The sequence below is a fragment of the Novispirillum itersonii genome, assembly GCF_014205675.1.
Taxonomy (GTDB): Bacteria; Pseudomonadota; Alphaproteobacteria; order Rhodospirillales; family Rhodospirillaceae; genus Novispirillum; species Novispirillum itersonii_A.
On record NZ_JACIIX010000007.1, the window covers coordinates 139597 to 164196 of the forward strand.

Sequence of the window (24600 nt, forward strand, 5' to 3'; positions counted from 1 at the left end):
GGGTAAGGCGGAACGGTCGGGGCGACAGGGGAGACGGGGACCGGCTATTCCGCCAGAACGGCCATATCCACACCCGGCAGGGCCCAGCCCAGATGCTGGCCGCCATCAAGCGCTATCATTTGTCCGGTCATGGACCCGGCTGCAAGGAGAAACCGTACGGTGTCGGCGATTTCAGCCGGATTGGTCCCATGCCCCAGCGGCATGGCAGCCGCCTGCGCGGCAAACTGCTCCGGGCTCTGGCGCTTGCTCGGCAGGGCCGGGCCGGGGCCGATGGCGTTGACCCGGATCCGGGGGGCCAGTGCCAGCGCAAGGGTTTGGGTCAGGGTCCACAGTCCGGCCTTGGACAGGGTATAGGTCATGAAATCGGGGGTCAGGGCCCAGACCCGCTGGTCAATCAGATTGATGATGCTGCCATGCGCCCCGTCCGGCAGCAGGGCTGCCATCTGTTGGCACAGCACGAACGGGGCCCGCAGATTGGCCTGCATGTGCAGGTCCCAGCTGGCCCGAGTCGCCGTGCTCAGGCTGTCCTGTTCAAAGGTGGAGGCATTGTTGACCAGCACCCCGACCGGCCCGAGGGCTGCGGTCACGGTGGGCAGCAGACCGGCCATGCCGTCTTCGCTGTGCAGATCGGCCTGAAAGGCCATCGCCCGGCCCCCGGCGGCGGTGATGGCGGCCACCACCGTCCCGGCCTCCTCCTGCGACCCATTATAGTGCAGGGCCACCGGATGGCCGTCGGCGGCAAGGGCCTCGGCAATGCTGCGGCCGATCCGGCGGGCGGCCCCGGTGATCAGCGCGACGGGGGCCTTGGGGCAGGGGTGGCGGCGGCTTGGGGACGGCGGGGGGGCGATCACGGCAGACTCCTGAGGACGGTTCCCCCGGCGGGCTGAGAGGGGCCGGAAGGAAAGAGGACGGGCGGCCCGGAACGGCGCGTCCGCCCCGGTTCTAGCCTATACGGGCCGGAAACGGAATCGGTTGCCGGGATTTTGAGGATTGTATGTGTGTGGGGGTGGGGAGGGGCCATCTTCTGGCTGAACAGATCCCCGAAATAACATCGGCGGGTGACCTCCCCCCGGAGTACCCGCCGATGAGAGAAAAGCCCGGGCGTCTCGACGCACAAGGCGCGTCTCCCCCCGATAGATCCTGCCCCCTGACAGTTGTCTTGTGGGATCGCTCAGCAGGCTTCTCTCTGGGACACACCTTACTGCGGCCGCAAAACCGCAGAAAGCCTGACATTCGGCCTATCGGTAAAATAAATTTAGAGAAAATTATAACTTTCGGCATAACGGGATTATGCCTTGTGGTGGTGGGATTACGACCATTCCAGTCTGCGGGACTGTCTGAGTCCGGGTCAGGATCCACCGCTTTCCGCAGGCCCGGCAGGAAAGGCCGTGAAAATTTTCAGGTTTCATCGGGAAAAACCGCCGCAAGGCGGATTGACGCCCGTTTCGACACATTCTATAGACCTGCACGGCCCTCCGCTGCGTCGCATCCGGGGCGGCCCCTGTCAGGGTGGCCTGAAATATGGCACGCTGTGTTTCGACAGGGCCCTGCCGGTTGGTAAAACCGGACTGGCCCGCACAAAAAAAAGCCCGCCAGCCGGACGCCTGTTGACCGCTCCTGCTGAAAATACCGGACTCGACGGAGTTGCTCGAACGATGAAGAACTGGGTGCTCGGGGCGGTGCTGACCGCCATTGCTGCCGCCGCGCTGTATGGCTCCTCTGCGGCGTCCCTCGCCGGGTCCAATGCCTATGGCGTGCTGCTGATCGTGACCGTCGTCGCCGTTCTCGGCGTGTTCGGCGTGATCGCCAATGCGGTCGGCCATAAGGAAGAAGACACCAGCGTGCTGACCCGCGATGCCTGGAACAAGAGCGGGGTGACCCTCGGCATTTCCCTGCTGGGTGTGGTGGCCGTGCTGTGCTATGTCGGCGTGTATGCCGGGTCCGCCCTGCTGTTCAGCCTGTTCGGCTATGTGATTTATTTCGGCGTCTTCATGACCTTCGCCATGCTGGTGATCGTGCTGATGCTGACCGGCGGTAAGGTCGAGAGCGACTCCTACTGAGATCCGGCCCGTCTGACGGGTTGAGACAAAACCCCCGCCGGTGTGTTCCGGCGGGGGTTTCTGTTTGGTGGGTCTGTCCCCGGGGAAGAAGGGGGACCGTTATTCTCCGCTGGTCCCGCCGGTGGCAATGCTGGGCTCCGGGATCACCGTTCCCACCGCCGGGGCCGGGCCGGTGTAAAAGGCGGGCCATTCCCGCTGCACCACTTCGCCTTCGGTCCGCAGGGCGTAGCAGGTGTCGAGAATTCCCGGGCGGACGTCAGAGGCCTCCTTGCGGCGTTTGCGCTCCCGGGCCGGAAAAATCGTCTGATAGGCGGTGGTGGCCAGCGGGCGCAGCAGTTCCCGCAGGTGGGTACAGCCATGGGGGCCGTCAAACAGGGTGCGGACTTCCTTGTCGAAGCCCTTGCCGATCCGCAGGCCGATCAGTCTGGAATAGGCCGGGGCGATATCGCCGCAGATGGTGAAGGGGCCATGATCGGTGACGGCGATGGCATCATGGATCAGCAGGTCGGTATCAACCGTGATGCGGATCCACATGCCGTGCAGCGGTTCCCCCGCTTTGATTTCTCCCCGGTCGTGGTTGGGGAAGGAATAGGTTTTGACGTCGGTCAGCGTTGCTTCGATATCCCACAGCCCATCCTCCCGCTCGTATCCGGTGCAGGTGATAGAGCGGGTATGCAGGTGCTTGCGGGGGGCCGGGGGCGGCAGGGGCATGGGGAGACTCCGCTGGAAACAACGCTCCTACCCCCATACGGAAGCGACGCCGGGGCGTCAAGAGTGCCCCGACGTCAACATCCGCAGCCTTTTTTCCGGCGGATGCCGCCGCCTGCGGTCAGGGTCCGACGCCGTAGCTCTCTCCGGCGACGTAGAGTTCGCAGCTGCGCAGATTGTTTTCCAGCTCGGCAGTGACGAAACTGTACAGATCCCGGATCGACAGCATGCCCAGAATACCGCCGTGCGCCGAAACCACCGGAATATGCCGGAAGCGGCGTTCCTGCATCAGCTTCAGGGCGTCCAGCGGCCGGTCATCGGGGCCGAGGGTATCCGGGTTGGCAGTCATCACCTGACCGACCGGGGTGGTCACCGGATTCAGGCCATCGGCGACAACCCGGCGGGTGATGTCCCGCTCGGTCATGATACCCAGCAGAACCGGCCCGTCGGTGACCATGACGGCGGCAATGTTGCGTTCCCGCATCAGGCGGGCGGCATCGCTGACCGGCATCCCGGCCGGGACCAGGGTCAGGGTTTGGTTCTGGATGACATCCGGGATAATTTTCGGCATGGAACCCTCCCCGCGAAGGATCTTCGCGCAGATACTCCGGCCGATCCGGCGCCGATCGGCGGGATGGACAGGGGCCCCGGCCCGGATGGGCATCTCACAACAGGATGGGCATCACAGGACAGTGGTGGTGGGGGGATCAGGGGCCGGGGGCGCGCCGCCAGACCCCTTCAGAATGCCGACAGGATCAGTCGGAAATCAAGTATTGCGTTCATGCCGTGCCAGAACCGAAACCTTGACGGAAACAATCTGGTTCCGCTGCCGCCGCAGCACCTCAAACCGCAGACCATGGAACAGGAACACCTGCCCCTGCATCGGCAGGGACCGGGTTTCGTGCAGCAGCAGCCCGGCCAGCGTGGTGGCATCGTCGTCGGGCAGGTTCCAGTCAAATTCGCGGTTGAGGTCCCGCAGGGTGACCGAGCCGTCGATGATGTAGGATCCGTCCGGCTGCGGCCGGACCCCGGACACCGTGACGTCATGTTCGTCGGTGATGTCGCCGACGATCTCTTCCAGAATATCCTCCAGCGTCACCACCCCTTGCAGGGTGCCGTATTCATCAATCACCAACGCAAAATGTTCGCGGCGGCTGCGGAAGGCGTTCAGCTGATCAAGCAGGCGGGTGGAATCCGGGACAAACCACGGCGGGCTGGCAATGGCGGCAACGTCCAGCGCCTCCAGATCCCCTTCAACGGCCTGAACCGCCCGCAGCAGGGCCTTGGCATGCAGGACGCCGATGATGTTGTCCGGTTCGTCCCGCCACAGCGGCAGGCGGGTATAGGGGCTGTCCAGCGCCTGCTGGAGGATATCCTCCACCGGCAGACCGACGTCGATCGACACCAGACCCCGGCGGTGCACCATGATTTCGCTGACATCGACATCAGCCAGATCCAGCACGCTGCGCAGCATGGCCCGTTCATGGCGGACATCGGCGTGGCGGTCGGCCAGATCCTCGGTGTGCTGGTCAATCACCCCGCGCAGGTCGGCCAGCATCTGGGCCGGTTCATCCGGGGTGGTGCTGTCAAAACGCCCGGCGGAGCCCCCGGCGCTGCGCACCGCCCCCTTCACCGCCCAGTGCAGGACGGCGACCACCGGCCGGAAAAACCACGACAGCAGGCCGACCCACGGGGTCAGCGCCAATGCCAGCGGCACGGCATGGCGGCGGGCAATGGCACGCGGCATCAGGGTGGTGATGCCGACCAGCAGCAGGGTCATCACCGCCACCGACAGCGGCAGACCGGCCCCCTGATGCCACTGGACCAAAGCCACTGCCGCCAGTGCGGTGGCGGTGGTGTTGACCAGCGCGGTGGCGACCAGCAGGGTGCTGCTGACCCGTTCCCGCTGGTATTCCAGCAGATGGTTGACCAAGGCTGCCCGGTCGTCCCCGTCCCGCTCCAGATCCTGAAGCCGGGTCCGCGAGGCGGTGGTCAGGGCGGCGTCAGCCATACCGAGGATGGCGGACACCACCAGCAGCAGGCACAGGATGGACAGGGTCAGCAGCATGCCGGTCTCTCCCCCGGAAAAAACACTAAAGAGTGGCCTCAGGCGGACACCGCCTGTTCCAGAATCCGCAGGACATCGGCCGGATCAACCTCCCGGCTGAGGAAGGACTGGCCGATGCCGCGGGCAAGGACGAAGGTAACCTTGCCGTCCTTCACCTTTTTGTCCCCGGCCATATGGTGCAGCAGGGCCTTGGCATCCATGGCGGCGCCATTGATTTTCGGCGGCACCACCGGCAGGCCGACGGTGGACAGATGCGCCCGCACCCGGCGGGCATCCTCTGCCGGGCACAGCCCCATGGCGGCGGACAGGTCAAAGGCCATCACCATGCCGACGGCCACCGCCTCGCCATGCAGCAGCGGGCCGCCATAGCCGCCCTCGGCCTCCAGCGCATGGCCGAAGGTATGACCAAGGTTCAGAAGGGCGCGGACTCCGGTTTCGGTCTCGTCGGCGGCGACCACGCGGGCCTTGGCGGTGCAGCTGGTATGGATCGCCAGCGCCAGCGGCGAGGGGGACAGCGCCACCACCTCCGGCCCGTGCAGTTCCAGCCAGTCCCAGAACGGGGCATCGTCGATCAGGCCGTATTTCGCCACCTCGGCGTATCCGGCCAGCACTTCCCGCTGCGGCAGGGTGGACAGGGTGTCGGTGTCGGCAATCACCAGACGCGGCTGGTGGAAGGTGCCGACCAGATTTTTGCCATGGCGGGTGTTGATGCCGGTTTTGCCGCCGACGCTGCTGTCCACCTGCGACAGCAGGGTGGTCGGGATCTGGATGAAATCGACGCCGCGCAGCAGGACGGAGGCGGCAAACCCGGCCAGATCGCCGATGATGCCGCCGCCGAGGGCCACCAGCAGGGTGGTCCGTTCACAGCGGGCGTCCAGCATGGCGTTCAGCACGGTTTCCAGCGTGCCGAAGCTTTTGCTCTGTTCCCCGGCGGCGACGATCAGGTGGTGAACGTTGAACCCGGCGGCGGTCAGGCTGAACTGCACCCGGCCCAGATAGAGCGGCGCGACATTCTCATCGGTCAGGATAAAGGCGGTGCGGCCCCGGGCCACCGGCAGGGCCAGTTCCCCGACCCGGTCAATCAGCCCCGGTCCGGTCAGGATGTCATAGGACCGGTCGGCGGAGTCTCCGTCAAGGGCAACACGCAGGGTCTGGTAAGTCATTCGGACGGTCCTCGGGCAGGCATCAGCAGGGGGTGGCCAAGATGGGTTTCAAGGGCGGCCTGAACACGGTCGCAGGTGGCATCGGGGCTTTCATCAACCAGTGGCACGATCACGTCGGCCTCGGCATAGACCGGATAGCGCCGCTCCATCAGATCCCCGAGGATGGCGCGGGGGTCGCCCTGATTGAGCAGCGGGCGGTGGGACCGTCCGGCGGTGCGGCTGACCAGCAGATCGAGGCTGGCCTTCAGCCAGATCGAGGTGGCGGAGCTGCGGATCAGGGCGCGGGTGTTGGCATTCATGAAAGCGCCGCCGCCGGTCGCCAGCACGCAGACCGGGCCTTCCAGCAGGCGGGAGATCACCTTGGCCTCCCCTTCGCGGAAGGCGGCCTCGCCGAAGCGGGCAAAAAAATCGGCGATGGTGAAACCGGCGGCGTTCTCGATGGCGGTATCGGCATCGATGAACGGAACCCCCAGCCGGGCCGCCAGCCGTTTTCCGATCACGCTTTTCCCCGCCCCCATCAGGCCGACCATGGTGACGGTGCGTTCCAGCGGCTGCGGCACGGCGCTGAACGTCGGCGGAAGTGGCGATGCGGGGGGCAGGGTTGGCGGCAGGTCGGTCATCAGCGGGGAATCCCGGTTCAGGAGAAAGGGCTTACCATGCGTTGCACCGGAAGGGACCCGGCGTTAAACTGCCCCCGGAATGCCACAGTCTTCGTCCACAGTCCAAGGCCATGGTGTGCCACTGGGGTCTGAAAACCGGGGGTCAGTGGCCGACGGAACAGGGTCCCGGCGGCGGTGCACGGGCATAAAGGCCGTGCACCGCGCTTGTACCGCGTTGGAAGGGCTTCTGTAAACTGCGTCGCGGCATCCCGGCGGGGGGATGGTGGGCGGCGGCGGGATCGGTATGGACTGTGGCGGCAGGGTTTTCCGGGAAACCGGGGCCGTGATAGACTTGGCGCCGGAAGGCTTCTTTTTTGACATTGGGTGGCAGACCTCATGGCATTTATGACTCGTGCGGCATTGATTATGGTTCTGGTTCTGGTGGTCGGGGGCGTCGGCTTCCTGGCGACGTGGGACATGCCGCCGCCCTCAGCTCATGTGGAAAAGGTGATTCCGAATGACCGTTTCAAGCGCTGACACCGGGATGACCGGCCGTCCGGCCCGGCGGGCGCTCACAGCCATTCTGTTTGCCGCTGCGGTGATGTCAGCCACGGGGGGGGCGCAGGCCCAGTCCTCCGGGCCGATTCAGCTGTTCCCGGGGGCGGTCGGCTCTTCCGCTGATCCCGCCCCGGTGACGAAAGAGGTGCAGGCAGGCCCCGGTGCGGTGACCCCCGCCGTTTCCACGCAGCCGTTTACGGTGACATCCCCGCCGCCCGCCGCAACCGGGCGGGACGGAATTGTTGTGACCGATGTGGTGGCCCTCAGCCCGGACGCGGTCGGCACCCTGTCGACCAAGACCGGCGGGCTGCAACAGGATATGTGGACCGGCACCTCGCGCACGGCGGCGGTGCGCCTGCTGTCGGCGCTGCCGGTGACCGCGCTGTCTCCGGCGCGTCAGGAGATTGCGGCCCGTCTGCTGCTGTCGGCGGCCCAGCCCCCGGCCGGGGCCGGACAGCCGACCCTGCTGGAGCTGCGGCTGTCTGCCCTGCTGACCATGGGCCAGACCGAGGCGGTGCGCACGCTGGCCAAGGGCATCACCGGGCCGGGCCGGACGGAGGCGGTGGAACGCGCCGTTGTTGACAGTCTGCTGATTGATGGCCGTCTCGACGAGGCCTGTAAGGCGGTTGAGGGCGGGCTGGCGGCTTATCCGGGCAGCTACTGGCAGAAGGCCTCGGCGTTCTGTCTGTACCGCTCCGGCCGGACGGAGCAGGCCAATATTCAGGTCACCCTGCTGCGCGAGGACAAGGTTGATGACCCGGCCTTCCTGTGGGCGGCGGAGCAGATGTCGGGTCTGAAGGGTCCGGCGCTGTCCGGGTTCCAGAAGCCGTCGCCGCTGACGGTGGCGATGATCCGGGAAACCGGCCGCCCCTATCCGAACGGAACCCTGACCGATGCCGCGCCATGGATGACGCGGGCGATTGTGCTGGGCACGAAAACTGATCCTTCCGTGCGGTTCTCCGCCGGACAGATGGCGGTGGCCGGGGGCAGCCTGTCGGCGGCGGAGCTGGTGGCGCTGTATACCTCCACCGGCTTCAACGATGCCGATTATGCCCGCCCGGTGACGGATCTGGTCAACGATGGCAGCGGCAAGGCGGCGGCGGTGATGTACCAGATGGTGCAGCGCCAGACTGCCCCGGCCCAGAAGGCAGAATGGATTGCCCGGGCGATGGATCAGGCGGTCCGGACCGGGCAGGAACTGGTGGTGGCGCAGGTGTATGCGCCGCTGGTGCGCGATCTTCAGCCGGAACCGTCGCTGACCGGTTTTCTGCCGGTGGCGGTGCGGATTCTGCTGGGGGCCGGTCTGACTGAGGACGCCCAGCGGTGGGTCCGTCTCGGGCAGGATCTGGCCGGGCGGGGCGATGCCAGCGCGGCGGCCCAGCTGGATTCGGTCTGGCTGCTGCGCCGTCTGGCGGTGCCGTCGGGCCTGTCGCACTGGTCGCCGCAGGAATATGAGAACTGGCGGGCGGCGATGACCCGGTCAGTCGAAACCCGGCTGATGCTGAAGGGCAGCAAGGTGCCGACCACCCAGATGGCTGACCGGTTGCAGGCGCGGGGCATTGCCCTGTTGCAGGCCACCGGCGAAGCGGTGTCCGCCGATGACTGGGCGCTGCTGTGGGGTGGCCCGGCGGTGGACGAGGCGAAAGCCCCGTCGGCGGCGCGGTCCTCGGCCCTGTCGGCGGCGGTGCTGAACAAGCGTCTGGCCGAAGGGGTGGCGCTGTCGCTGCTGGTGCAGGATACCGCCCCGACAGCGCAGGTGTCGGATGTCGCGGTGGCGCAGGCGGTGGAGTCCCTCCGTCGTCTGGGACAGGATCCGCTGTCGCGGCGTCTGGCGATCGAGGCGGCCCTCTCTGCCGGGCTGTAACCGCTGATGATGGGCGCTGCGCCGCTGGAGGCGTTTCTGGAAATGATGGTGGTGGAGCGCGGGTCCAGCCCGCGCACCATCGACGCCTACCGGCGGGATCTGACGGACTTCTTCGGCTCCCTGCGCGGAGAGGATCCGGTACAGGCCCCGGCGGAGGCCCTGCGCCGTTATGTGCAGGGGCTGGATGCCGCCGGGCTGGCCCCCCGCACGGCGGCGCGGCGGATTTCCGCCCTGCGGCAGTTTTACCGGTTTCTGCTGGGCGAAGGGCGACGGCGGGATGATCCGACGGCGCTGCTCGATACGCCGCAGCTGGGGCGGCCGCTGCCAAAATTCCTGACCGAGGAGGAGACCGCGCGGCTGCTGGCGGTGGTTGCCGCCGGGGAGGACCCGGACAGTCTGCGCCGCCGGGCGCTGCTGGAACTGCTGTATGCCGCCGGGCTGCGCGTCAGCGAACTGGTCGGTCTGCCGCTGTCCTCCGTCTCCCGCGATCAGCCGACGCTGATCGTGATGGGGAAGGGCGGCAAAGAGCGGCTGGTGCCGCTGACTGAAGCGGCGCGGGCGGCGGTGAAGGCCTATCTGCCGCATCGCCGGGTGTTTTTCCCGAAGGGAGCCCGGGACAGCCGCTGGCTGTTTCCGTCCCCCCGGGCACAGGAAGGGCATCTGACCCGCGACGGGTTTTTCAAGATGCTGTCGCAGATCGGGGTGCAGGCGGGGATTCCGCCGTCGCGGCTGTCCCCCCATGTGCTGCGGCATACCTTTGCCACCCATCTGCTGGCCCATAACGCCGACCTGCGCAGTGTGCAGCAGATGCTGGGTCATTCCGACATCGCCACCACCGAACTCTACACCCACGTTCTCGATGACCGGCTGCGGGCAACGGTGCAGTCCTCGCACCCGCTGGCAAAGCTGCTCAGGAAAGGCCCAGCCGGATCCTGACCTCCGCCGGGCTGATCCCGTCGGCCCGCAGGCTGCGCAGGGTCAGCGCCCGGTCCCGCTTGGCGTAGCGTTTGCCGTCCGGGCCGCACAGCAGCGGATGGTGGGCATACTCCGGCACCGGCAGCCCGAACAGCGCCTGCAACAGCCGGTGGATATGGGTGGCGGCAAACAGGTCGGTCCCCCGGGTGATCAGGGTGATCCCCTGCACGGCATCATCCAGCGTCACCGCCAGATGATAGCTGGTCGGCGTATCCTTGCGGGCCAGCACCACATCGCCGAACAGTTCCGGCGTTGCCTGCTGCCACCCGGCATCCGCATCGTGCCAGCGCAGGCCGGATCCGGCCCGGCGGCGGGCTTCGGTCATATCCAGCCGCAGGGCATAGGGCTCTCCGGCGGCGATACGCTCCGCCCGTTCGGTGGCGGAGCGATGGCGGCAGGTGCCGGGGTACAGCGGCCCGTCCGGCCCGTGCGGGGCGCGGTGGATATCGCCGATCTCCGCCAGAATCTCTTTGCGGGTGCAGAAACAGGGATACAGCAGGCCCTGACCGGTGAGGGCGGTGATGGCGCGGGTATAGTCCTCCAGATGCTGCGACTGCCGTCGCACCGGCTGCGGCCAGTCCAGCCCCAGCCAGCGCAGGTCTTCTTCCACCGCGTCGCAAAATTCCGCCGTGCAGCGGGTGGCGTCAATGTCTTCCAGCCGCAGCAGGAAGGTGCCGTCCGGCCCGGCCGCCGCTGCGGCGCGGCAGGCGGAATAGGCATGGCCCAGATGCAGGAAGCCGGTCGGACTGGGGGCAAAGCGGGTGATGTGCGGCATCGGAAACCGGGAGTGAGGCGGAGAGGGGCGGACTGTAACCGAACTTTGACAAGAAAAGTATCCGCAGGCACCATGAAACACCGTATCGTGACCAAGGTTCCGATCCTGTACCGCGTATCCGTACTGTTGCCGCGTACCGCCTGACTCCAGATCACCGGCCGCCTGTGCCGGGTGAAAGGGGACGCTGTGTTAAGGACGATGTCGTGCGATCCGGTTGCCGCCTGCCGTGAGGCGGAGCGAAGTCCGCCGCCCTCGCTGGCGGCGCTGGTTCTGAACGCGGATTTCCGCCCGCTCAGTTATTTTCCGCTGTCCCTGTGGCCGTGGCAGGATGCGGTGAAGGCGGTTTTTCTGGGGCGGGTCAGTGTGGTGTCGGAATACGACCGCGTGATCCATTCCCCCCGGCAGGAGATCCGGCTGCCCAGCGTGATCGCGCTGAAGGATTATGTTCCGGTGGCCCGCCGCCCGGCCTTCACCCGTTACAATGTGTTCCTGCGCGATCAGTTCCGCTGTCAGTACTGCGGCGCCCGCTTTTCCTCCCATGACCTGACCTTTGACCATGTGATCCCGCGTTCGCGCGGTGGCCTGACCGGCTGGAGCAACGTGGTTGCCGCCTGCGCCCCCTGCAACATGCGCAAGGCCAACCGCACCCCGGAGGAAGCCGCGATGCCGCTGATCCGGGCCCCGCTGGTGCCGTCCAGCTGGCAGCTTCAGGAATATGGCCGGATCTTTCCCCCCAATCACCTGCATGAAAGCTGGCGGGATTATCTGTACTGGGACAGCGAGCTGGACCGGACGTAGAGCCCCGGTTTCCGGTGTCCCCAGTTTCCGGTGTCCCGAGTTTCCGGCATCTCTGGCATTTTGCCGGATCCGTCCCACCTGTTAGCATCAGGGCGCTTTTGGGACGGAGGACTGTCGATGCGGATCAGGCAAAGGATATCCGGGGGGATGCTGGCGGTGGCGGTGTGTCTGTCAGCGATATCTCTGTCAGCGGCGGCCCGGGCGGCGGATGCGGTGCCGCCGGTGGTGCCGGTTCCGGCGCTGGATGTTCCCCGCTACATGGGCGTGTGGTACGAGGCGGCAAAATTCCCCAACCGCTTTCAGGCCCAATGCGCCCGTGGCACCTCCGCCACCTATGCCCTGCGCGATGATGGCCGGGTGACGGTCACCAACCGCTGCTTCCGTGCCGATGGCGGCAGGGAGGAAGCGGTGGGCGAGGCCCGTGCGGTCGGTTCGCCCTCCCCGGCGGTGCTGGAGGTGCGCTTTGCCCCGGCGTGGCTGTCGTGGCTGCCGATGGTGTGGGGCGATTACTGGATCGTCGATCTGGATGAGGCCTATACGCTGGCCGCCGTCAGTGAACCGCGCCGGGAATATCTGTGGATTCTGTCACGGACTCCGGTGCCGGACCCGGCGGCTTATCAGGCCCTGCTCGGCCGCCTGAAGGACCGGGGCTATGACCTGACCCGTCTGGAGGTCTCGGCCCCGTGACAGCGGCGGATCAGCCGGAGGCGGCATGGTTTGTCTATATCCTGCTGAATGACCGGGGAATCACCTATACCGGCATCAGCACCGATGTGGACCGCCGCCTGTGTCAGCATAATGCCGGGACCGGGGCCCGTTTCACCCGGGGGCGGGGGCCATGGCGGCTGCTGCACTGTGAAGGGCCGCTCGGCCATGGTGATGCCCTGCGGCGGGAACTGGGGATCAAAAAGGATGCCCGGTTCCGCGCCGGACTGAAGCGGGGGGCGTTGCCGCAAACACCGTGACCAGCCAGTCGATGAACACCCGCAGCCGGGGCGAAAGCTGGCGGCTGCGGGGATAGAGCACGGAGACGGCCATCCCCGGCGGTGGCGCTTCCGGCAGGACTTCCCGCACGCTTCCGGCCGCCAGCAGCAGGTCGGCGTGGTAGCGGGGGATCTGCACCAGACCAAAGCCATGAACGGCGGCGGCGGAATAACTGTCGGCCCCGTTGACCGACAGCGAGACCGGCAGGCTGATCTGCCGCAGGGTTCCATTGATCAGAAACTCCAGCGGCAGGGTGCCTCCGGTGGCGGAGGAGCGGAACCCCACCATCCGGTGTCCGGCCAGAAGATCATCGGGATGGGTGGGAACGCCATGTTCGGCCAGATACTCCGGCGAGGCCAGCGTGGCCTGTGGCAGCAGCGTGATATGGCGGACGGTCAGGTCACTGTCCTGCGGGGTTCCGGCCCGCAGGACGCAGTCCACCCCGTCCTGCACCAGATCAACCAGCCGGTCGCCTTCACTCATCTGTAACGACAGACCGGGGTAACGCCGCAGAAAGTCTTTCAGGTTGGGCAGAACAAAGTGGCGGGCCAGCTTGCCCTGCACATCAATGCGCAGGGTGCCCTTGGGCACCGCGCCGGAAAAGGCGCTTTCGGCGTCCTCCACCTCGGCCAGAATCGACAGGCAGCGAAGATGGTAGGCCTCGCCATCCAACGTTGGGGTGACGTGGCGGGTGGTCCGCTGCAACAGGCGGGTTCCCAACCGGGCTTCCGTCTGTTTGACGGCATCGGTGACGGTGGAGCGGGGCAGGCCGAGATCTTCTGCGGCGCGGGTGAAACTGCGGCGCTCCATCACCCGGACAAAAACCCGCATGGCGTCCAGACGGTCCATGGTGCGGCCTCCCTCCCCGCTGACTGTTCGGCTTTTTCGGATGGTCTTCCCGATTATCGGCTGATTATCCGCAGGCGATCAAGCGACATGATCCGGTCATCACAGGTGCCCTGTGCCGTGGTGGACGGAGCAGGGGCACACCGAAGGAGATGGACCGATGATGGATGGAATGGAACGCAAGGTGGCGGTGGTGACCGGGGCGTCCCGGGGGATTGGCGCGGCGGTGGCGGCGCGTCTGGCCCGGGATGGATATGCGGTCCTGGTCAATTATGCCGGGAATGCCGCGCTGGCGGAGGAGGTGGTGACGGCGATCCGCTGGAATGGCGGACTGGCCGAGGCCGTGCAGGCTGATGTGGCGGACCCGGCGGCGGTGACGGCCCTGTTCGACCGGGCCGAACAGGGGTTTGGCGGGATTGACGTGGTGGTCAATTCAGCGGGGATCCTGATGCAGGCCCCGGTGACCGACTCTTCGGATGACCTGTTTGACCGGCAGGTGTCCACCAACCTGAAAGGGGCCTTCACGGTCCTGCGGGAAGCGGGGCGGCGGGTGCGGACCGGCGGGCGGATCATCAGCCTGTCCACCTCGGTGGTGGGGCTGAAGCTGGAGACCTATGGGGTCTATGCCGCCACCAAGGCGGCGGTGGAAACCCTGACCGCCATCCTGTCGAAGGAACTGCGCGGGCGGGGGATCACGGTGAATGCGGTGGCTCCGGGACCAACCGCCACCGACCTGTTCCTGACCGGCAAAAGTCCGGAGCTGATTGACCGGCTGGCCCGGCTCTCTCCGCTGGAACGGCTGGGCACCCCGGAGGATATCGCGGCGGCGGTGGCGTTTCTGGCCGGTCCGGACGGGGGCTGGATCAACGGGCAGGTGCTGCGGGCCAATGGCGGGATGGTGTGAGGCAGGCTGTTCCCGCAGGGTTTATTCCGCAGAAGCGGATCACGGCCACCAGACTCAGTCAGGGTCAGAATAAGGGCCAGCCGCCGGGCCTTGCTCTTTTTATTCTCATGGGGCTGTGGCACTGTCTGGCGATCCCCGGTCCGGTGTTGGCGTCAGGGTGCTTCTGCCCCGGAGCAGGACCGGGGGCCGTTCCGGGATCCGGTATTGTCTCGCTGGGGCGAAGGATTGGGGGTTGTGGCACAGAGGGCTGCCGGGGAAATCCCCGGGACAGACATTCCGCTGGTTGTTGATGTCGATGGCACCTTTCTCCGCAGTGACCTGCTGGTGGAAGGCGGCCTGACGCTGCTGAAGGCGCAGCCCCTGCGGTTGCTGGCCCTGACCGTTGCGGCGTTGCGGCAGGGAAAGGCGGCGCTGAAAGCAGGGGTCGCCGCAGCGTCCGGGCTGGATGCGACGGCACTGCCGGTGACAGCTGAACTTCTCGCCTTTTTGCAGCAGGAGCGGGCCCGGGGACGGAAGATCTATCTGGCCTCGGGGGCGGATCACTCCCACGTCGCGGCGCTGTGCGGGCATTATGATCTGTTTGACGGCTTTTTTGCCTCCGACGGTGTGGTCAGTCTGTCCGGGGCGGCAAAGGCGGAGCGGCTGGTGCAGGCTTTCGGGGCCGGGGGGTTTGACTACGCCGGAAATGCGGCGGCCGATCTGCCGGTCTGGGCGGTGGCGCGGCGGGTGATTGTGGTTAATGCGTCCTCCTCCCTGCGGCAGGCGGTGCGTAACCGGTTTGCCGATGTGATGGAAATTGCCCCGCAACGGGGCCTGCCTGGGGCCTGCTTACAGGCTCTGCGGCCCCACCAGTGGGTGAAGAACGCCCTGCTGTTCCTGCCGATGCTGACGGCCCATGCCATCAGCCTGCCGGGGGTGCTGACCCTGCTGGTGGCGTTCCTGTCCTTCGGGCTGGTGGCGTCGGCGGTGTATCTGATCAACGATATGCTGGATCTTCAGGCGGACCGTGACCACCTGCGCAAACGGCTCCGGCCTCTGGCCTCCGGGGCGGTTCCGGTCCTCACCGCCATGGGGGTGGTCCCGTTCCTGCTGCTGGCGGGGGGCGGTTTGTCCCTGCTGGTGTCCGGGGGCTTCGTGGCCCTGCTGGCGCTCTATTTTGGTCTGACGCTGCTGTACAGCCTGTGGCTGAAGCAGAAGCCGATCATGGATGTGATGGTGCTGGCCGGGCTGTATACCCTGCGGGTTGTTGCCGGGGGCGCGGCGATTGCCGTCGCCCCGTCGGCGTGGCTGCTGGCCTTTTCGATTTTTCTGTTCCTCAGTCTGGCCTTGGTCAAGCGCCTTGCCGAACTGCACGGACGGCGCAGGAATGATCTGGCGGACCCGGTGGGGCGGGGGTATTCACTGGATGACCTTCCCCTGTTGCAGGGGCTGGCGGTGGCTGCGGGATATGCTGCGGTGCTGGTGCTGGCCCTGTATGTCAACAGCCCGACGGTGACGGCCCTTTATGCCGTGCCGCAGGGGCTGTGGCTGATCTGTGGGGTGCTGCTGTACTGGATCAGCCGGATCCTGCTGCTGACCCACCGGGGCGAAATGCATGATGATCCGGTGGTCTTTGCGATCAGGGATCCGGTCAGCCTGTCTGTCTTTGCCCTGTCCGTGGCAATTGTCCTTGGGTGTGCCCTGCGATGAGCCCTGTGACCCTGATTGTGCGCTACAGCGCCTTTGCTGCCCTTGCCATGGGGGTGAATCTTGCCCTGCAAGGAGCGGTTCTGTCGGTTCTGTCCGGGCCGGTCGGGCTGGGGTGCGCGGTGGTGGCCGGAACCGGCGGCGGACTGGTGGTGAAATACCTGCTGGATAAGGTCTGGATCTTTCAGGACCGGGAACAGGGCCTGACCGCCCATGGCCGCAAGTTCCTGCTCTATACCCTGATGGGGCTGGGGACGACCGGCCTGTTCTGGGCCACCGAGACCCTGTTTTACCTGCTGTTCCGGACAGAAGGCATGATGATGGTCGGGGCGGCGCTGGGCCTGACCGTCGGCTATGTGGTCAAGTATCACCTTGACCGGGCCTTCGTCTTCCGCAGGAGCGTGCCGTGATCCTCGGCGGGTGGGGGCGCTATCCTGTCGCCGACTGCCGGGTGGCGGACCTCCGGGATGAGACCGGGGCGCGGGACGCGGTGCTGCGGGCCAGCGCCACGCTGATCGCCCGGGGGCAGGGCCGGTCATACGGCGATGCGGCGCTCAATCCGGCGGGAACCCTGCTGACCCGGCGGCTGAACCGGTTCCTTGCCTTTGACCCGCAGACCGGGGACCTGACCTGCGAAAGCGGCGTTCTGCTGGACGATATCCTGTCGGTCTTTGTCCGGCGCGGCTGGTTTCCCCCGGTGACACCGGGAACGCGGCAGGTGTCCCTCGGCGGGATGATCGCCGCTGATGTTCATGGCAAGAACCACCATCAGGCGGGCCCGTTTTGCCGCCATATCCGGGCGCTGGACCTGATGCTGGCGGATGGCCGGGTGGTGACCTGTTCGCCGGACCAGGAACCGGGCCTGTTCCGGGCCACCTGCGGCGGGATGGGGCTGACCGGGATCATTCTGCGGGCGACGGTCCGGCTGATGCCGATCGAAACCGCGTGGATCCGCCAGCGGGTGATCCGCTGCGCCAGCCTGTCGGAGGTCATGGCCGCCTTTGCCGCCGCCGGGGACGCCCCCTATTCCGTTGCCTGGATTGATGGCCTGTCGGGTGGCGGGGCGCTGGGCCGGTCGGTCCTGTTCCTCGGCGCGCATGCGCTGCGGCAGGATCTGCCGCCGTCGCTGCGGCAGGATCCGCTGCGGGTGCCGGAACGCCGCCGCCTGAGCGTACCGGTTCCGCTGCCGGGGGCGGTGCTGTCGCCGCCGGTGGTCCGGCTGTTCAACGGGGTTTATTTCCGGCGGGCGCAGGAGGGGACGGGGCTGGTGGATCTCGACTCATTCTTCTATCCGCTGGATGCGGTGCGCCACTGGAACCGGATCTACGGCCGCCGGGGATTTGTCCAGTTTCAGTGCGTTCTGCCGCTGGCGGCCAGTGCGGAAGGGCTGGCGCGGCTGCTGGCGGTGACGGCGGCGGCGGGCCTTGGTTCTTTCCTGTCGGTGCTGAAGCTGTTCGGGCCGGGGCCGGGGGGGATGCTGTCCTTCCCGATGGAAGGCTATACGCTGGCGCTGGATTTTCCGCTGTCCGCTGCGGTGCCGGGGCTGCTGCGGCAGCTGGAGGCGATTGTCTGCGACCATGGCGGGCGCCTCTATCTTGCCAAGGATGCGCTGATGACACCCCAAACCTTCCGCAGCGGCTATCCGGAGCTGCCCGGCTTTCTGGCCGAATGCGACCGGGTGGGCGCGACAGGCTGTTTTTCGTCTCTTCAGTCACAGCGGGTGATGCCATGATCGACCGGAACCCCCCGTCAGTGCTGATTCTGGGGGCAACGTCAGAGATCGGGCGGGCGATTGCCGCTGCCTTTGCGGCGGCGGGGCACCCGCTGCGGCTGGCGGCGCGCAACAGTGTGCGGCTGGAGGCCACCTGTCAGGACCTGTGCCTGCGATATGGGGTGGAGGTGACGCGGCACGAGTTTGATGTGCTGGCGGTGGAAACCCACGCGGCTTTTCTGGAGGGATTACCGGACCTGCCGGGGGTGACGGTCTGCGTGGTCGGGGTGCTGGGCAACCAGAGGCAGGATGAACAGGCCCCGGAGGCGGCCCGATGGGTGATGCGCAGCACCTATGAAGGCCCGGCATCGGTGCTGGCCGAGGTCGCCAACCGGTATGCCGTGCTGGGACAGGGTAGCATTATCGGCATCAGCTCGGTCGCCGGGGACCGGGGGCGGGCCAGCAATTACATTTACGGCTCGGCCAAGGCCGGATTGTCCGCCTATCTGTCCGGCCTGCGGGGGCGGATGGCGAAAGTCGGGGTGCAGGTGATGACCGTGAAACCGGGGTTTGTCGAGACCCGGATGACTGCCGGGCTGCCCCTGCCCCCGGCCCTGACCGCCCAGCCGGAGGAGGTAGGGGCGGCGGTGTACCGGGGCTGGAAACACAGGAAAGACGTGATCTACGTCCGCCCGGTGTGGCGGTGGATCATGATGGTGATCCGCCTGCTTCCGGAGTGGCTTTTCAAGAGGCTGTCGATTTGATGGGGGTGAGTCTTTTGGCTGTTGAGGGCGATTTTTGAAACCTGATAGTGCAGATTATGCAATTTTATAACTTTTTGTTGAGTATAGATCCTCGGAGTAAGGTTTCCGGAGGTGTCCACTTTGTCCCTGCCGCCAGCCCATCGCGTCACCTGCGTATTCGTAAAATCCGGAGGCAGTGAATCACGAACCCACGCAGATGGGAATCCCCCACAGATTCCGGTCATTTTAAAAAGACTCTAATTCATCGCCTGTAAAGGACGCAAAATTCGATAGTGAAGCTTCGACGGAAAAAATAAGTTATGATGTCAATGTTATTGATAATGGTTAAGTCATGACGTCATGTTTTCTGGAGATATATTTAATGAAACACGTTATGCGCTCCACCCAGTACAATGCCTCTTCGTCTGTCATTTCAGTTTTATTCGGATTTCCATGCCGTACATCTGGATAGAGATCCTGCATCCTGTTCCAAAGCGACAGGCCATCCTTGACAATTATATCAAGCCCCCACGTTTTCTCTGCCCGGAGAAAAGTAGTGGCGTCTTTTATGTCGTTCTTGCCAGATATAGACTTTAGCAAAGATTCCATTGCTGAAAGACAGTCTCTAACTGCGTCTTTTCTATCTCTATCATTATTTGTATTCGAAAGATGGTCTTTTGCCTGATCGAGATGGTCGAGTGCCTGCTGGCAAATATTTTTTACGTATGGAGCTGCATCTTTAATTGGTGCGGAGCGAGAGGAAACTGTTGGGCGCAATTTCCAATGGGTATTGCCCGACCATTTTTCAGTTTCCAGTTCATAACCGATATCGAGGTCGTAAAGAAATTCGTTGATTGTTTCTTGTGAAAACGAATCACGCCTGTTTGTTGCCAAATCTGCGAGGAAATCCATAGCCTTTGGCAGGTCTGATTTGCATAGGCGCGCAACATACAGCCTCATATCCTCAATGAGGAAATCCCATCCCCAGTTTGTGGTCGGTTCCATTGGAATTCTACTGGCGATATCATTCAGGACTGACTTCAGCTCGTTGGTGCCATCGCAATGTCTCGTCAGGAAACCTTGCAGAGCAGAGCTGAATGCAGTAGGCAGGGCCACCACGTAATATTCGTCGCTTTCATACCCCTTAAAATCCGGATGCTCGGATTTGAAGCTCATATCTGCTCCTCACTCTCGTGAAACGGCGCCGTGTCGGCATATTGCCTGACTGTCAGGGCCTGTGGCCGGGCGGGCTCACGGCCTGCTGATCGAATTCGTCCCTTTCCTCTGCTTGCCAAACGCAGTCTTCCCAAGAGCCAATATAAAGGACAATCCCCGTTGTAAGGTCGATAAGGGCATATTCCACAACTTTACAATTCGGCGGAGATACGGAGTCGTCGATGAGAAGGACTGGGAATACGCCGTAGTTGCCTTGCGCATGCAGAGCGGTCGGCCCAATCGTTTTGAAAGTCATTTCTGCCCCTCCTACTATGGCGCATCAGGCGGGCAGGATATCGGCCCGTTTACAGCATTGGCAAAGGTGTTAAGCGTTGGCGGATTCGCTTGTGTATGTCCGTAACCCCAATTTCCTAGGCTCTTCCCCCTGCAAACATAAAAAACTCGTCCGTCTTGTATGTCCGTGACCTTTCTTATTTGTCCATTCGGGCTTTCGTAGCAGTTGCCGACTGCGACCGCGCTCACAAGTATCGCCACCACATCCTCCATTGTTAGGGCGGGGGAGGATTATAGCGCAGTGGTGGTGGTCGGAAAACCCCGAAGGGCGCGTCTATAAGAACTGGTTCCCAGTTTTTGGCGTGTCGGGGGAGCCCCCCGAACCCCAAAGCCCACCACGTGCAGACGAACGTCCCGTCCTCAACCGCCCTGATTTTAAGCGCCTTCAGGAGAGAGGAAAGGTGGCCCCGGAAAATCGGATAGGATGATACGCTGGGCACCTCCGGAAACTGGCATTCCGGTTTTCTAATAGAAGAACCGCATTTCCATCGGCCGACAGTGGGGATGGCCCGCTGATGCCCCTGATGGGGGCCAAGCAACTCTGAGGAAGCTGCCTCAAGGTTTAAAGGGGCACCTTGTCGGCTCGTCGCCAGAGAGGGCCGGGTTTTCGGATGAGTTTGCTTACAATAGGCGTATGCGATCGCTGGATTGGAAGCGAACACATTTTGTGATTTGCTTCTAATGAGCTGATTTTTATCGAGGAAATTGCTGATTTTTATCGAGGAAATTGCTGATTTTTATCGAGGAAATTTTGGAGCGGGTGAAGGGAATCGAACCCTCGTCGTAAGCTTGGGAAGCTTCTGCTCTACCATTGAGCTACACCCGCGCCGGGCGCTGAGCGGAGGAAAGTCATCTCCGTCAGGGAGGCTCTTTATAGGGGGCTGTCGCCGCCTTGGCAAGTGCCTTTTCGCACGCCGCCGCTCACAGGAAGGTGAATGGCCTTACCCGCCCCAACCGCTTACGATCGCAGCAGGTTTTCTGCCTTAAGTCCGATGGGGGTGCCGTGAGCAACGCCGGAAAATTTCAGGATCCGCACCGCACCCAGTCGGGGGAGGTCCGGGCGTCGGTTGCCTTCACCGGGCTGCGCACCCTGTGGGTCAACACCGGCACCCTCTGCAACATCACCTGTGCGGGCTGTTATATCGAGTCCAGCCCCCGCAACGACCGGCTGGTCTGGTTTCCGCCGGAGGATCTGGCGGCCTGTCTGGCCGAGGCCACGGCTGCCGGGGATCCGCTGGAGGAGATCGGGTTCACCGGCGGGGAACCGTTCATGCATCCGCAGATTCTGCCGTTGCTGCGGATGGCGCTGGACAGCGGGCGGCGGGTGCTGGTGCTGACCAATGCCATGAAACCCCTGCACCGCCATCTCGGGGCGCTGGCGGTTCTGGCGGCGGACTTTGGCGACCGTCTCACCCTGCGGGTATCGTTGGACCATTATACGCAGGCCGGGCACGAGGCGGTGCGCGGCGCGGGAACGTGGGAACCGGCCCTGCATGGGCTGTCAGCGCTGGCGGAGGCCGGGGTGCGGCTGTCGCTGGCCGGGCGGATGACGACGGCGGAGCCGGAGGCAGAGATCCGGGCCGGGTATGCCGCCCTGTGCCGGGATCTGAAGCTGCCGGTGGACGCTGCCGACCGCTGGCAGATGGTGTTGTTCCCGGAGATGGACGAAACGGCCCCGGTGCCGGAGATCACCACTGCCTGCTGGGGACTTCTGGGGAAGACGCCGGATCAGATGATGTGTGCCAGCAGCCGCATGGTGGTGCGGCGGCGCGGGGCCGACCGGCTGTCGGTGGTGGCCTGTACCCTGTTACCCTATGACCTGCGGTTCGATCTGGGGGCCTCGCTGGCCGGGGCCCGGGGGGCGGTGCCGCTGAATCATCCGCACTGTGCCAAATTCTGTGTGCTGGGCGGGGCGGCCTGTTCCGGCTGAGAAAGGCTTGCACGCTGCGTCCGGCGGGGGTATGAAGGCTGTGTTCCCCAGTGCCGCTCCGGCAGGCGCGGGGCACCCGTGGTGATTTGCGACCGGCTTGCGGCCACGGTAAAAAAAACTCGCTAAAAGGTCCGGGTGGACTCCGTCGTGTCTCTGCCCAGGCCCGCCGGTCAGGACTCACTCTGGCGAAGGACCTGACCCCCATGTCTTCCGATAAGACCCCCGTAAAGCTTCCCGTCGAGACCCGTCCGTCCTCCGTGGTGAAGGATGCGGCTTTTCTGGCGTCCTGCGCGCCGTCGACCCGTCTGGTGCATGGCGGCACCCTGCGGTCGGGGTTTGACGAAACCGCTGAAGCGCTGTTCCTGAACTCCGGCTATGTCTACGCTTCGGCGGAAGAGGCCGAGGAATCCTTTGACGGCACCCGGGAACGCTACGTCTATTCCCGCTTCCGCAATCCGACCGTGCAGATGTTTGAAGACCGTCTGGCCCTGCTGGAAGGGGCGGAAGCCTGCCGCTCCACCGCCACCGGCATGGCGGCGATTTTCGCCTCGCTGGCCTGTCTGGTGAAGGCGGGGGACCGGGTGGTCGGCAGCCGCGCCCTGTTCGGGTCGTGTACCTACATCCTCACCGATATTCTGCCGCACTGGGGCGTCACCACCGAGTTCGTCGATCCCGATGATCTGGCAGGCTGGGAACGGGCCCTGTCGCAGCCGACCAAGGCGGTGCTGCTGGAAACCCCGTCGAACCCGGGCCTGCAACTGATTGACCTGCCGGCGGTGTCGGCGCTGGCGCACAAGGCCGGGGCGCAGGTGATCGTCGATAACGTCTTCGCTACCCCGATCCTGCAAAGCCCGCTGCAACTGGGGGCGGATATCGTGGTGTATTCCGCCACCAAGCATATCGACGGGCAGGGCCGCTGCCTCGGCGGGGCGATTCTCGGCAGCAAGGACTATATCGAGAATACCCTCGGGGTGTTCCTGCGTCATACCGGCCCCAGCCTCAGCCCGTTTAATGCCTGGGTGCTGCTGAAGGGGCTGGAAACGCTGGACCTGCGGGTGGAAAAGGCCAGCCGCACCGCCTTTGCGCTGGCGCAGGCGCTGGAGGCGGAGGCCGGGGTTGCCCGCGTTGCCTACCCGCTGCTGGACAGCCACCCGCAGAAGGCGCTGGCACAGGCGCAGATGAAGGCGGGCGGCACCATGCTGGCGGTGGAGGTCAAGGGCGGCAAGGCCGGGGCGTTCTCGCTGCTTAACCGCCTGAAGCTGGCCCATATCTCCAACAATCTCGGCGATTCCAAGACGCTGGCCTGCCACCCCTATACCACCACCCACCAGCGCCTGACGCCGGAAGACAAGGTGGCGCAGGGCATCACCGAAGGCCTGCTGCGGGTGTCGGTCGGGCTGGAAGATGCTAATGACCTGATCGCCGATTTCCGTCAGGCGTTGCAGGGCTGATCCGCAGGAACCTGTGGGGAAATTTTGTTGCAGGAAAGGCGGCGGGTTCGTATCATCCGCCCGCCTTTTTTGCAGATTTCTGCAATTTTCTTTATCTGACCGACAGCTAAGGACGCCGTTCCATGACCGCCAAGAATATCCTGATCCTCGCCGGTGACGGCATCGGCCCGGAAGTGATGACCCAGGTGAAGCGTATCATCGACTGGATGAACGGCAAGGGTCTGACCAACTTCGTGGTGTCCGAAGGTCTGGTGGGCGGCTGCTCCTACGACGCGCATGGCACCCCGCTGACCGACGAGACCATGCAGCGCGCCATGGATGCCGATGCGGTGCTGCTGGGCGCTGTCGGCGGTCCGAAGTGGGATAACCTCGACTTCTCCCTCAAGCCGGAACGCGGTCTGCTGCGCCTGCGTAAGGACATGGAGCTGTTCGCCAACCTGCGCCCGGCGCTGGTGTTCGATGCGCTGGCCGAAGCGTCCTCGCTGAAGCTGGAGCTGGTCAAGGGGCTGGACATCATGATTGTCCGTGAACTGACCGGCGGCGTCTATTTCGGCCAGCCGCGCGGCATTGAAACCCTGCCGAACGGCGAACGCCGCGGCATCAACACGCAGGTCTACACCACCAGCGAAATCATCCGCGTTGCCGAAGTGGCCTTCGATCTCGCCCGCAAGCGCGGCAGCAAGGTCCACAGCGTGGAAAAAGCCAACGTGATGGAATCCGGCCTGCTGTGGCGCGAAGAAGTGCAGAAGCTGCGCGACGCCAAGTATCAGGACGTGCATCTGGAACATATGTACGCCGATAACTGCGCCATGCAGCTGGTCCGCACCCCGCGCCAGTTTGACGTGATCGTCACCGACAACCTGTTCGGCGATCTGCTGTCTGACTGCGCCGCCATGCTGACCGGGTCGCTCGGCATGCTGCCGTCGGCCTCCCTCGGCGGTGATCTGGGCGGTGGCAAGCGCCGCGCCCTGTACGAGCCGGTGCACGGTTCCGCCCCGGACATCGCCGGGCAGAACAAGGCCAACCCGCTGGCCTGCATCCTGTCCTACTCCATGATGCTGCGTTATTCCTTCGGCCTGCTGAAGGAAGCCGACCTGCTCGATCAGGCCGCCCAGAACGTGCTGAACGCCGGGATCCGCACCGGCGATATCATGGCAGCGGGCTGCACTCCGGTCGGCACCGACGGCATGGGCGATGCCATTCTGGCCGAGCTGACCAAGCTGCACGGCTGATCGGTTTCCCGGTTTCTCTGCTGCTGAAAAAGGGCT

The 24600-nt window shown here is 64.8% G+C and carries 24 protein-coding genes, 1 tRNA gene and 1 riboswitch; of the genes, 15 read left to right on the forward strand and 10 right to left on the reverse strand.

Translation table 11 applies throughout. From position 1 onward, the window contains the following. Positions 1-44: 44 nt before the first annotated feature. On the reverse strand, positions 45-851 hold the full coding sequence (locus tag FHS48_RS10880; RefSeq protein ID WP_184263587.1) for an SDR family oxidoreductase: 807 nt from the start codon (positions 849-851) through the stop codon (positions 45-47). Positions 852-1655: 804 nt separating this feature from the next. Here FHS48_RS10880 and FHS48_RS10885 point away from each other — a divergent pair. Next, positions 1656-2060, forward strand: coding sequence for a hypothetical protein (locus tag FHS48_RS10885; RefSeq protein ID WP_184263588.1), 405 nt, complete (start codon positions 1656-1658; stop codon positions 2058-2060). Between the two features lie 99 nt (positions 2061-2159). Here FHS48_RS10885 and FHS48_RS10890 read toward each other — a convergent pair whose 3' ends face one another. The 5 genes from FHS48_RS10890 to FHS48_RS10910 form a co-directional block, all read right to left on the reverse strand. Further along, a complete protein-coding gene (locus FHS48_RS10890; protein WP_184263589.1) occupies positions 2160-2771 on the reverse strand; it encodes a DUF2889 domain-containing protein in 612 nt (203 codons plus the stop codon). 118 nt (positions 2772-2889) lie between these two features. Further along, positions 2890-3339, reverse strand: coding sequence for a CBS domain-containing protein (locus tag FHS48_RS10895; protein ID WP_184263590.1), 450 nt, complete (start codon positions 3337-3339; stop codon positions 2890-2892). A 195-nt stretch (positions 3340-3534) separates the two neighbouring features. Then, positions 3535-4836: an HlyC/CorC family transporter gene (locus FHS48_RS10900; RefSeq protein ID WP_184263591.1), complete on the reverse strand. Its 1302-nt coding sequence runs from the start codon at positions 4834-4836 to the stop codon at positions 3535-3537. Between the two features lie 38 nt (positions 4837-4874). After that, positions 4875-5999 (reverse strand): 3-dehydroquinate synthase, encoded by a 1125-nt coding sequence (aroB, locus tag FHS48_RS10905; RefSeq protein WP_184263592.1) that lies wholly within the window; start codon positions 5997-5999, stop codon positions 4875-4877. Further along, positions 5996-6619: a shikimate kinase gene (locus tag FHS48_RS10910; RefSeq protein ID WP_260402433.1), complete on the reverse strand. Its 624-nt coding sequence runs from the start codon at positions 6617-6619 to the stop codon at positions 5996-5998. The genes aroB and FHS48_RS10910 overlap by 4 nt, the downstream gene beginning before the upstream one ends. A 375-nt stretch (positions 6620-6994) precedes the next feature. On the opposite strand from FHS48_RS10910, the gene FHS48_RS10915 reads away from it, so the two are divergent. From FHS48_RS10915 to FHS48_RS10925, 3 genes are read left to right on the forward strand one after another with little or no spacing between them, the layout of a single operon-like run. Beyond that, on the forward strand, positions 6995-7135 hold the full coding sequence (locus FHS48_RS10915; protein ID WP_184263593.1) for a hypothetical protein: 141 nt from the start codon (positions 6995-6997) through the stop codon (positions 7133-7135). Continuing rightward, on the forward strand, positions 7116-9020 hold the full coding sequence (locus tag FHS48_RS10920) for a hypothetical protein (protein ID WP_184263594.1): 1905 nt from the start codon (positions 7116-7118) through the stop codon (positions 9018-9020). Before FHS48_RS10915 ends, FHS48_RS10920 begins: the two co-directional genes overlap by 20 nt. Positions 9021-9026: 6 nt before the next feature. After that, entirely contained in the window at positions 9027-9956 is a 930-nt protein-coding gene (locus FHS48_RS10925) for a site-specific tyrosine recombinase XerD (protein WP_184263595.1), read from the forward strand. Here FHS48_RS10925 and gluQRS read toward each other — a convergent pair. Next, positions 9931-10770: a tRNA glutamyl-Q(34) synthetase GluQRS gene (gene gluQRS / locus FHS48_RS10930; protein ID WP_184263596.1), complete on the reverse strand. Its 840-nt coding sequence runs from the start codon at positions 10768-10770 to the stop codon at positions 9931-9933. The two genes, FHS48_RS10925 and gluQRS, sit on opposite strands and share 26 nt — an antisense overlap. A gap of 198 nt (positions 10771-10968) precedes the next feature. On the opposite strand from gluQRS, the gene FHS48_RS10935 reads away from it, so the two are divergent. The 3 genes from FHS48_RS10935 (at position 10969) to FHS48_RS10945 (ending at position 12533) form a co-directional block, all read left to right on the forward strand. Then, positions 10969-11568: an HNH endonuclease gene (locus FHS48_RS10935; RefSeq protein WP_260402434.1), complete on the forward strand. Its 600-nt coding sequence runs from the start codon at positions 10969-10971 to the stop codon at positions 11566-11568. A 117-nt stretch (positions 11569-11685) separates the two neighbouring features. Beyond that, entirely contained in the window at positions 11686-12255 is a 570-nt protein-coding gene (locus FHS48_RS10940) for a lipocalin family protein (protein ID WP_184263597.1), read from the forward strand. After that, a complete protein-coding gene (locus tag FHS48_RS10945) occupies positions 12252-12533 on the forward strand; it encodes a GIY-YIG nuclease family protein (RefSeq protein WP_184263598.1) in 282 nt (93 codons plus the stop codon). Before FHS48_RS10940 ends, FHS48_RS10945 begins: the two co-directional genes overlap by 4 nt. Here FHS48_RS10945 and FHS48_RS10950 read toward each other — a convergent pair. Then, positions 12472-13401, reverse strand: a complete 930-nt coding sequence (locus FHS48_RS10950) for a LysR family transcriptional regulator (RefSeq protein ID WP_184263599.1) — start codon at positions 13399-13401, stop codon at positions 12472-12474. The two genes, FHS48_RS10945 and FHS48_RS10950, sit on opposite strands and share 62 nt — an antisense overlap. A 157-nt stretch (positions 13402-13558) precedes the next feature. Here FHS48_RS10950 and FHS48_RS10955 point away from each other — a divergent pair, with 157 nt between their 5' ends. The 5 genes from FHS48_RS10955 (at position 13559) to FHS48_RS10975 (ending at position 18463) form a co-directional block, all read left to right on the forward strand. Further along, on the forward strand, positions 13559-14302 hold the full coding sequence (locus tag FHS48_RS10955) for an SDR family oxidoreductase (RefSeq protein WP_221443464.1): 744 nt from the start codon (positions 13559-13561) through the stop codon (positions 14300-14302). A 234-nt stretch (positions 14303-14536) separates the two neighbouring features. Next, positions 14537-15991, forward strand: coding sequence for a UbiA family prenyltransferase (locus FHS48_RS10960; protein WP_221443465.1), 1455 nt, complete (start codon positions 14537-14539; stop codon positions 15989-15991). After that, a complete protein-coding gene (locus tag FHS48_RS10965; RefSeq protein ID WP_184263600.1) occupies positions 15988-16398 on the forward strand; it encodes a GtrA family protein in 411 nt (136 codons plus the stop codon). Before FHS48_RS10960 ends, FHS48_RS10965 begins: the two co-directional genes overlap by 4 nt. Continuing rightward, complete coding sequence (locus FHS48_RS10970) at positions 16395-17720, forward strand: FAD-binding oxidoreductase (protein WP_184263601.1); 1326 nt, start codon at positions 16395-16397, stop codon at positions 17718-17720. Before FHS48_RS10965 ends, FHS48_RS10970 begins: the two co-directional genes overlap by 4 nt. After that, a complete protein-coding gene (locus tag FHS48_RS10975; protein WP_184263602.1) occupies positions 17717-18463 on the forward strand; it encodes an SDR family oxidoreductase in 747 nt (248 codons plus the stop codon). Before FHS48_RS10970 ends, FHS48_RS10975 begins: the two co-directional genes overlap by 4 nt. Positions 18464-18787: 324 nt before the next feature. Here the strand turns inward: FHS48_RS10975 and FHS48_RS10980 are convergent, their stop codons facing one another. Then, the gene (locus FHS48_RS10980; RefSeq protein ID WP_184263603.1) at positions 18788-19618 is read right to left on the reverse strand and encodes a hypothetical protein; all 831 of its coding nucleotides are present in this window, start codon (positions 19616-19618) and stop codon (positions 18788-18790) included. A 1085-nt stretch (positions 19619-20703) separates the two neighbouring features. Further along, positions 20704-20777 (reverse strand) — tRNA-Gly (locus tag FHS48_RS10985). Between the two features lie 177 nt (positions 20778-20954). Here FHS48_RS10985 and FHS48_RS20465 point away from each other — a divergent pair. The 3 genes from FHS48_RS20465 to leuB all read left to right on the forward strand — a co-directional run bounded on the left by FHS48_RS20465 (position 20955) and on the right by leuB (position 24564). Continuing rightward, on the forward strand, positions 20955-21881 hold the full coding sequence (locus FHS48_RS20465) for a radical SAM protein (protein ID WP_184263604.1): 927 nt from the start codon (positions 20955-20957) through the stop codon (positions 21879-21881). A gap of 68 nt (positions 21882-21949) precedes the next feature. After that, positions 21950-22027: riboswitch (SAM riboswitch) on the forward strand. Positions 22028-22084: 57 nt separating this feature from the next. Further along, positions 22085-23332 (forward strand): O-succinylhomoserine sulfhydrylase, encoded by a 1248-nt coding sequence (gene metZ / locus FHS48_RS10995; protein ID WP_184263605.1) that lies wholly within the window; start codon positions 22085-22087, stop codon positions 23330-23332. A gap of 122 nt (positions 23333-23454) precedes the next feature. Then, complete coding sequence (leuB, locus tag FHS48_RS11000; protein ID WP_184263606.1) at positions 23455-24564, forward strand: 3-isopropylmalate dehydrogenase; 1110 nt, start codon at positions 23455-23457, stop codon at positions 24562-24564. Positions 24565-24600: the final 36 nt, after the last annotated feature.

Coding starts and splice junctions, on each gene's coding strand:
- FHS48_RS10885 (WP_184263588.1), top strand. CDS start 1,656: ATGAAGAACTGGGTGCTCGGGGCGGTGCTGACCGCCATTGCTGCCGCC.
- FHS48_RS10890 (WP_184263589.1), bottom strand. CDS start 2,771: ATGCCCCTGCCGCCCCCGGCCCCCCGCAAGCACCTGCATACCCGCTCT.
- FHS48_RS10895 (WP_184263590.1), bottom strand. CDS start 3,339: ATGCCGAAAATTATCCCGGATGTCATCCAGAACCAAACCCTGACCCTG.
- FHS48_RS10900 (WP_184263591.1), bottom strand. CDS start 4,836: ATGCTGCTGACCCTGTCCATCCTGTGCCTGCTGCTGGTGGTGTCCGCC.
- aroB (WP_184263592.1), bottom strand. CDS start 5,999: ATGACTTACCAGACCCTGCGTGTTGCCCTTGACGGAGACTCCGCCGAC.
- FHS48_RS10910 (WP_260402433.1), bottom strand. CDS start 6,619: ATGACCGACCTGCCGCCAACCCTGCCCCCCGCATCGCCACTTCCGCCG.
- FHS48_RS10915 (WP_184263593.1), top strand. CDS start 6,995: ATGGCATTTATGACTCGTGCGGCATTGATTATGGTTCTGGTTCTGGTG.
- FHS48_RS10920 (WP_184263594.1), top strand. CDS start 7,116: ATGACCGTTTCAAGCGCTGACACCGGGATGACCGGCCGTCCGGCCCGG.
- FHS48_RS10925 (WP_184263595.1), top strand. CDS start 9,027: ATGATGGGCGCTGCGCCGCTGGAGGCGTTTCTGGAAATGATGGTGGTG.
- gluQRS (WP_184263596.1), bottom strand. CDS start 10,770: ATGCCGCACATCACCCGCTTTGCCCCCAGTCCGACCGGCTTCCTGCAT.
- FHS48_RS10935 (WP_260402434.1), top strand. CDS start 10,969: ATGTCGTGCGATCCGGTTGCCGCCTGCCGTGAGGCGGAGCGAAGTCCG.
- FHS48_RS10940 (WP_184263597.1), top strand. CDS start 11,686: ATGCGGATCAGGCAAAGGATATCCGGGGGGATGCTGGCGGTGGCGGTG.
- FHS48_RS10950 (WP_184263599.1), bottom strand. CDS start 13,401: ATGGACCGTCTGGACGCCATGCGGGTTTTTGTCCGGGTGATGGAGCGC.
- FHS48_RS10955 (WP_221443464.1), top strand. CDS start 13,559: ATGATGGATGGAATGGAACGCAAGGTGGCGGTGGTGACCGGGGCGTCC.
- FHS48_RS10965 (WP_184263600.1), top strand. CDS start 15,988: ATGAGCCCTGTGACCCTGATTGTGCGCTACAGCGCCTTTGCTGCCCTT.
- FHS48_RS10975 (WP_184263602.1), top strand. CDS start 17,717: ATGATCGACCGGAACCCCCCGTCAGTGCTGATTCTGGGGGCAACGTCA.
- FHS48_RS10980 (WP_184263603.1), bottom strand. CDS start 19,618: ATGAGCTTCAAATCCGAGCATCCGGATTTTAAGGGGTATGAAAGCGAC.
- metZ (WP_184263605.1), top strand. CDS start 22,085: ATGTCTTCCGATAAGACCCCCGTAAAGCTTCCCGTCGAGACCCGTCCG.
- leuB (WP_184263606.1), top strand. CDS start 23,455: ATGACCGCCAAGAATATCCTGATCCTCGCCGGTGACGGCATCGGCCCG.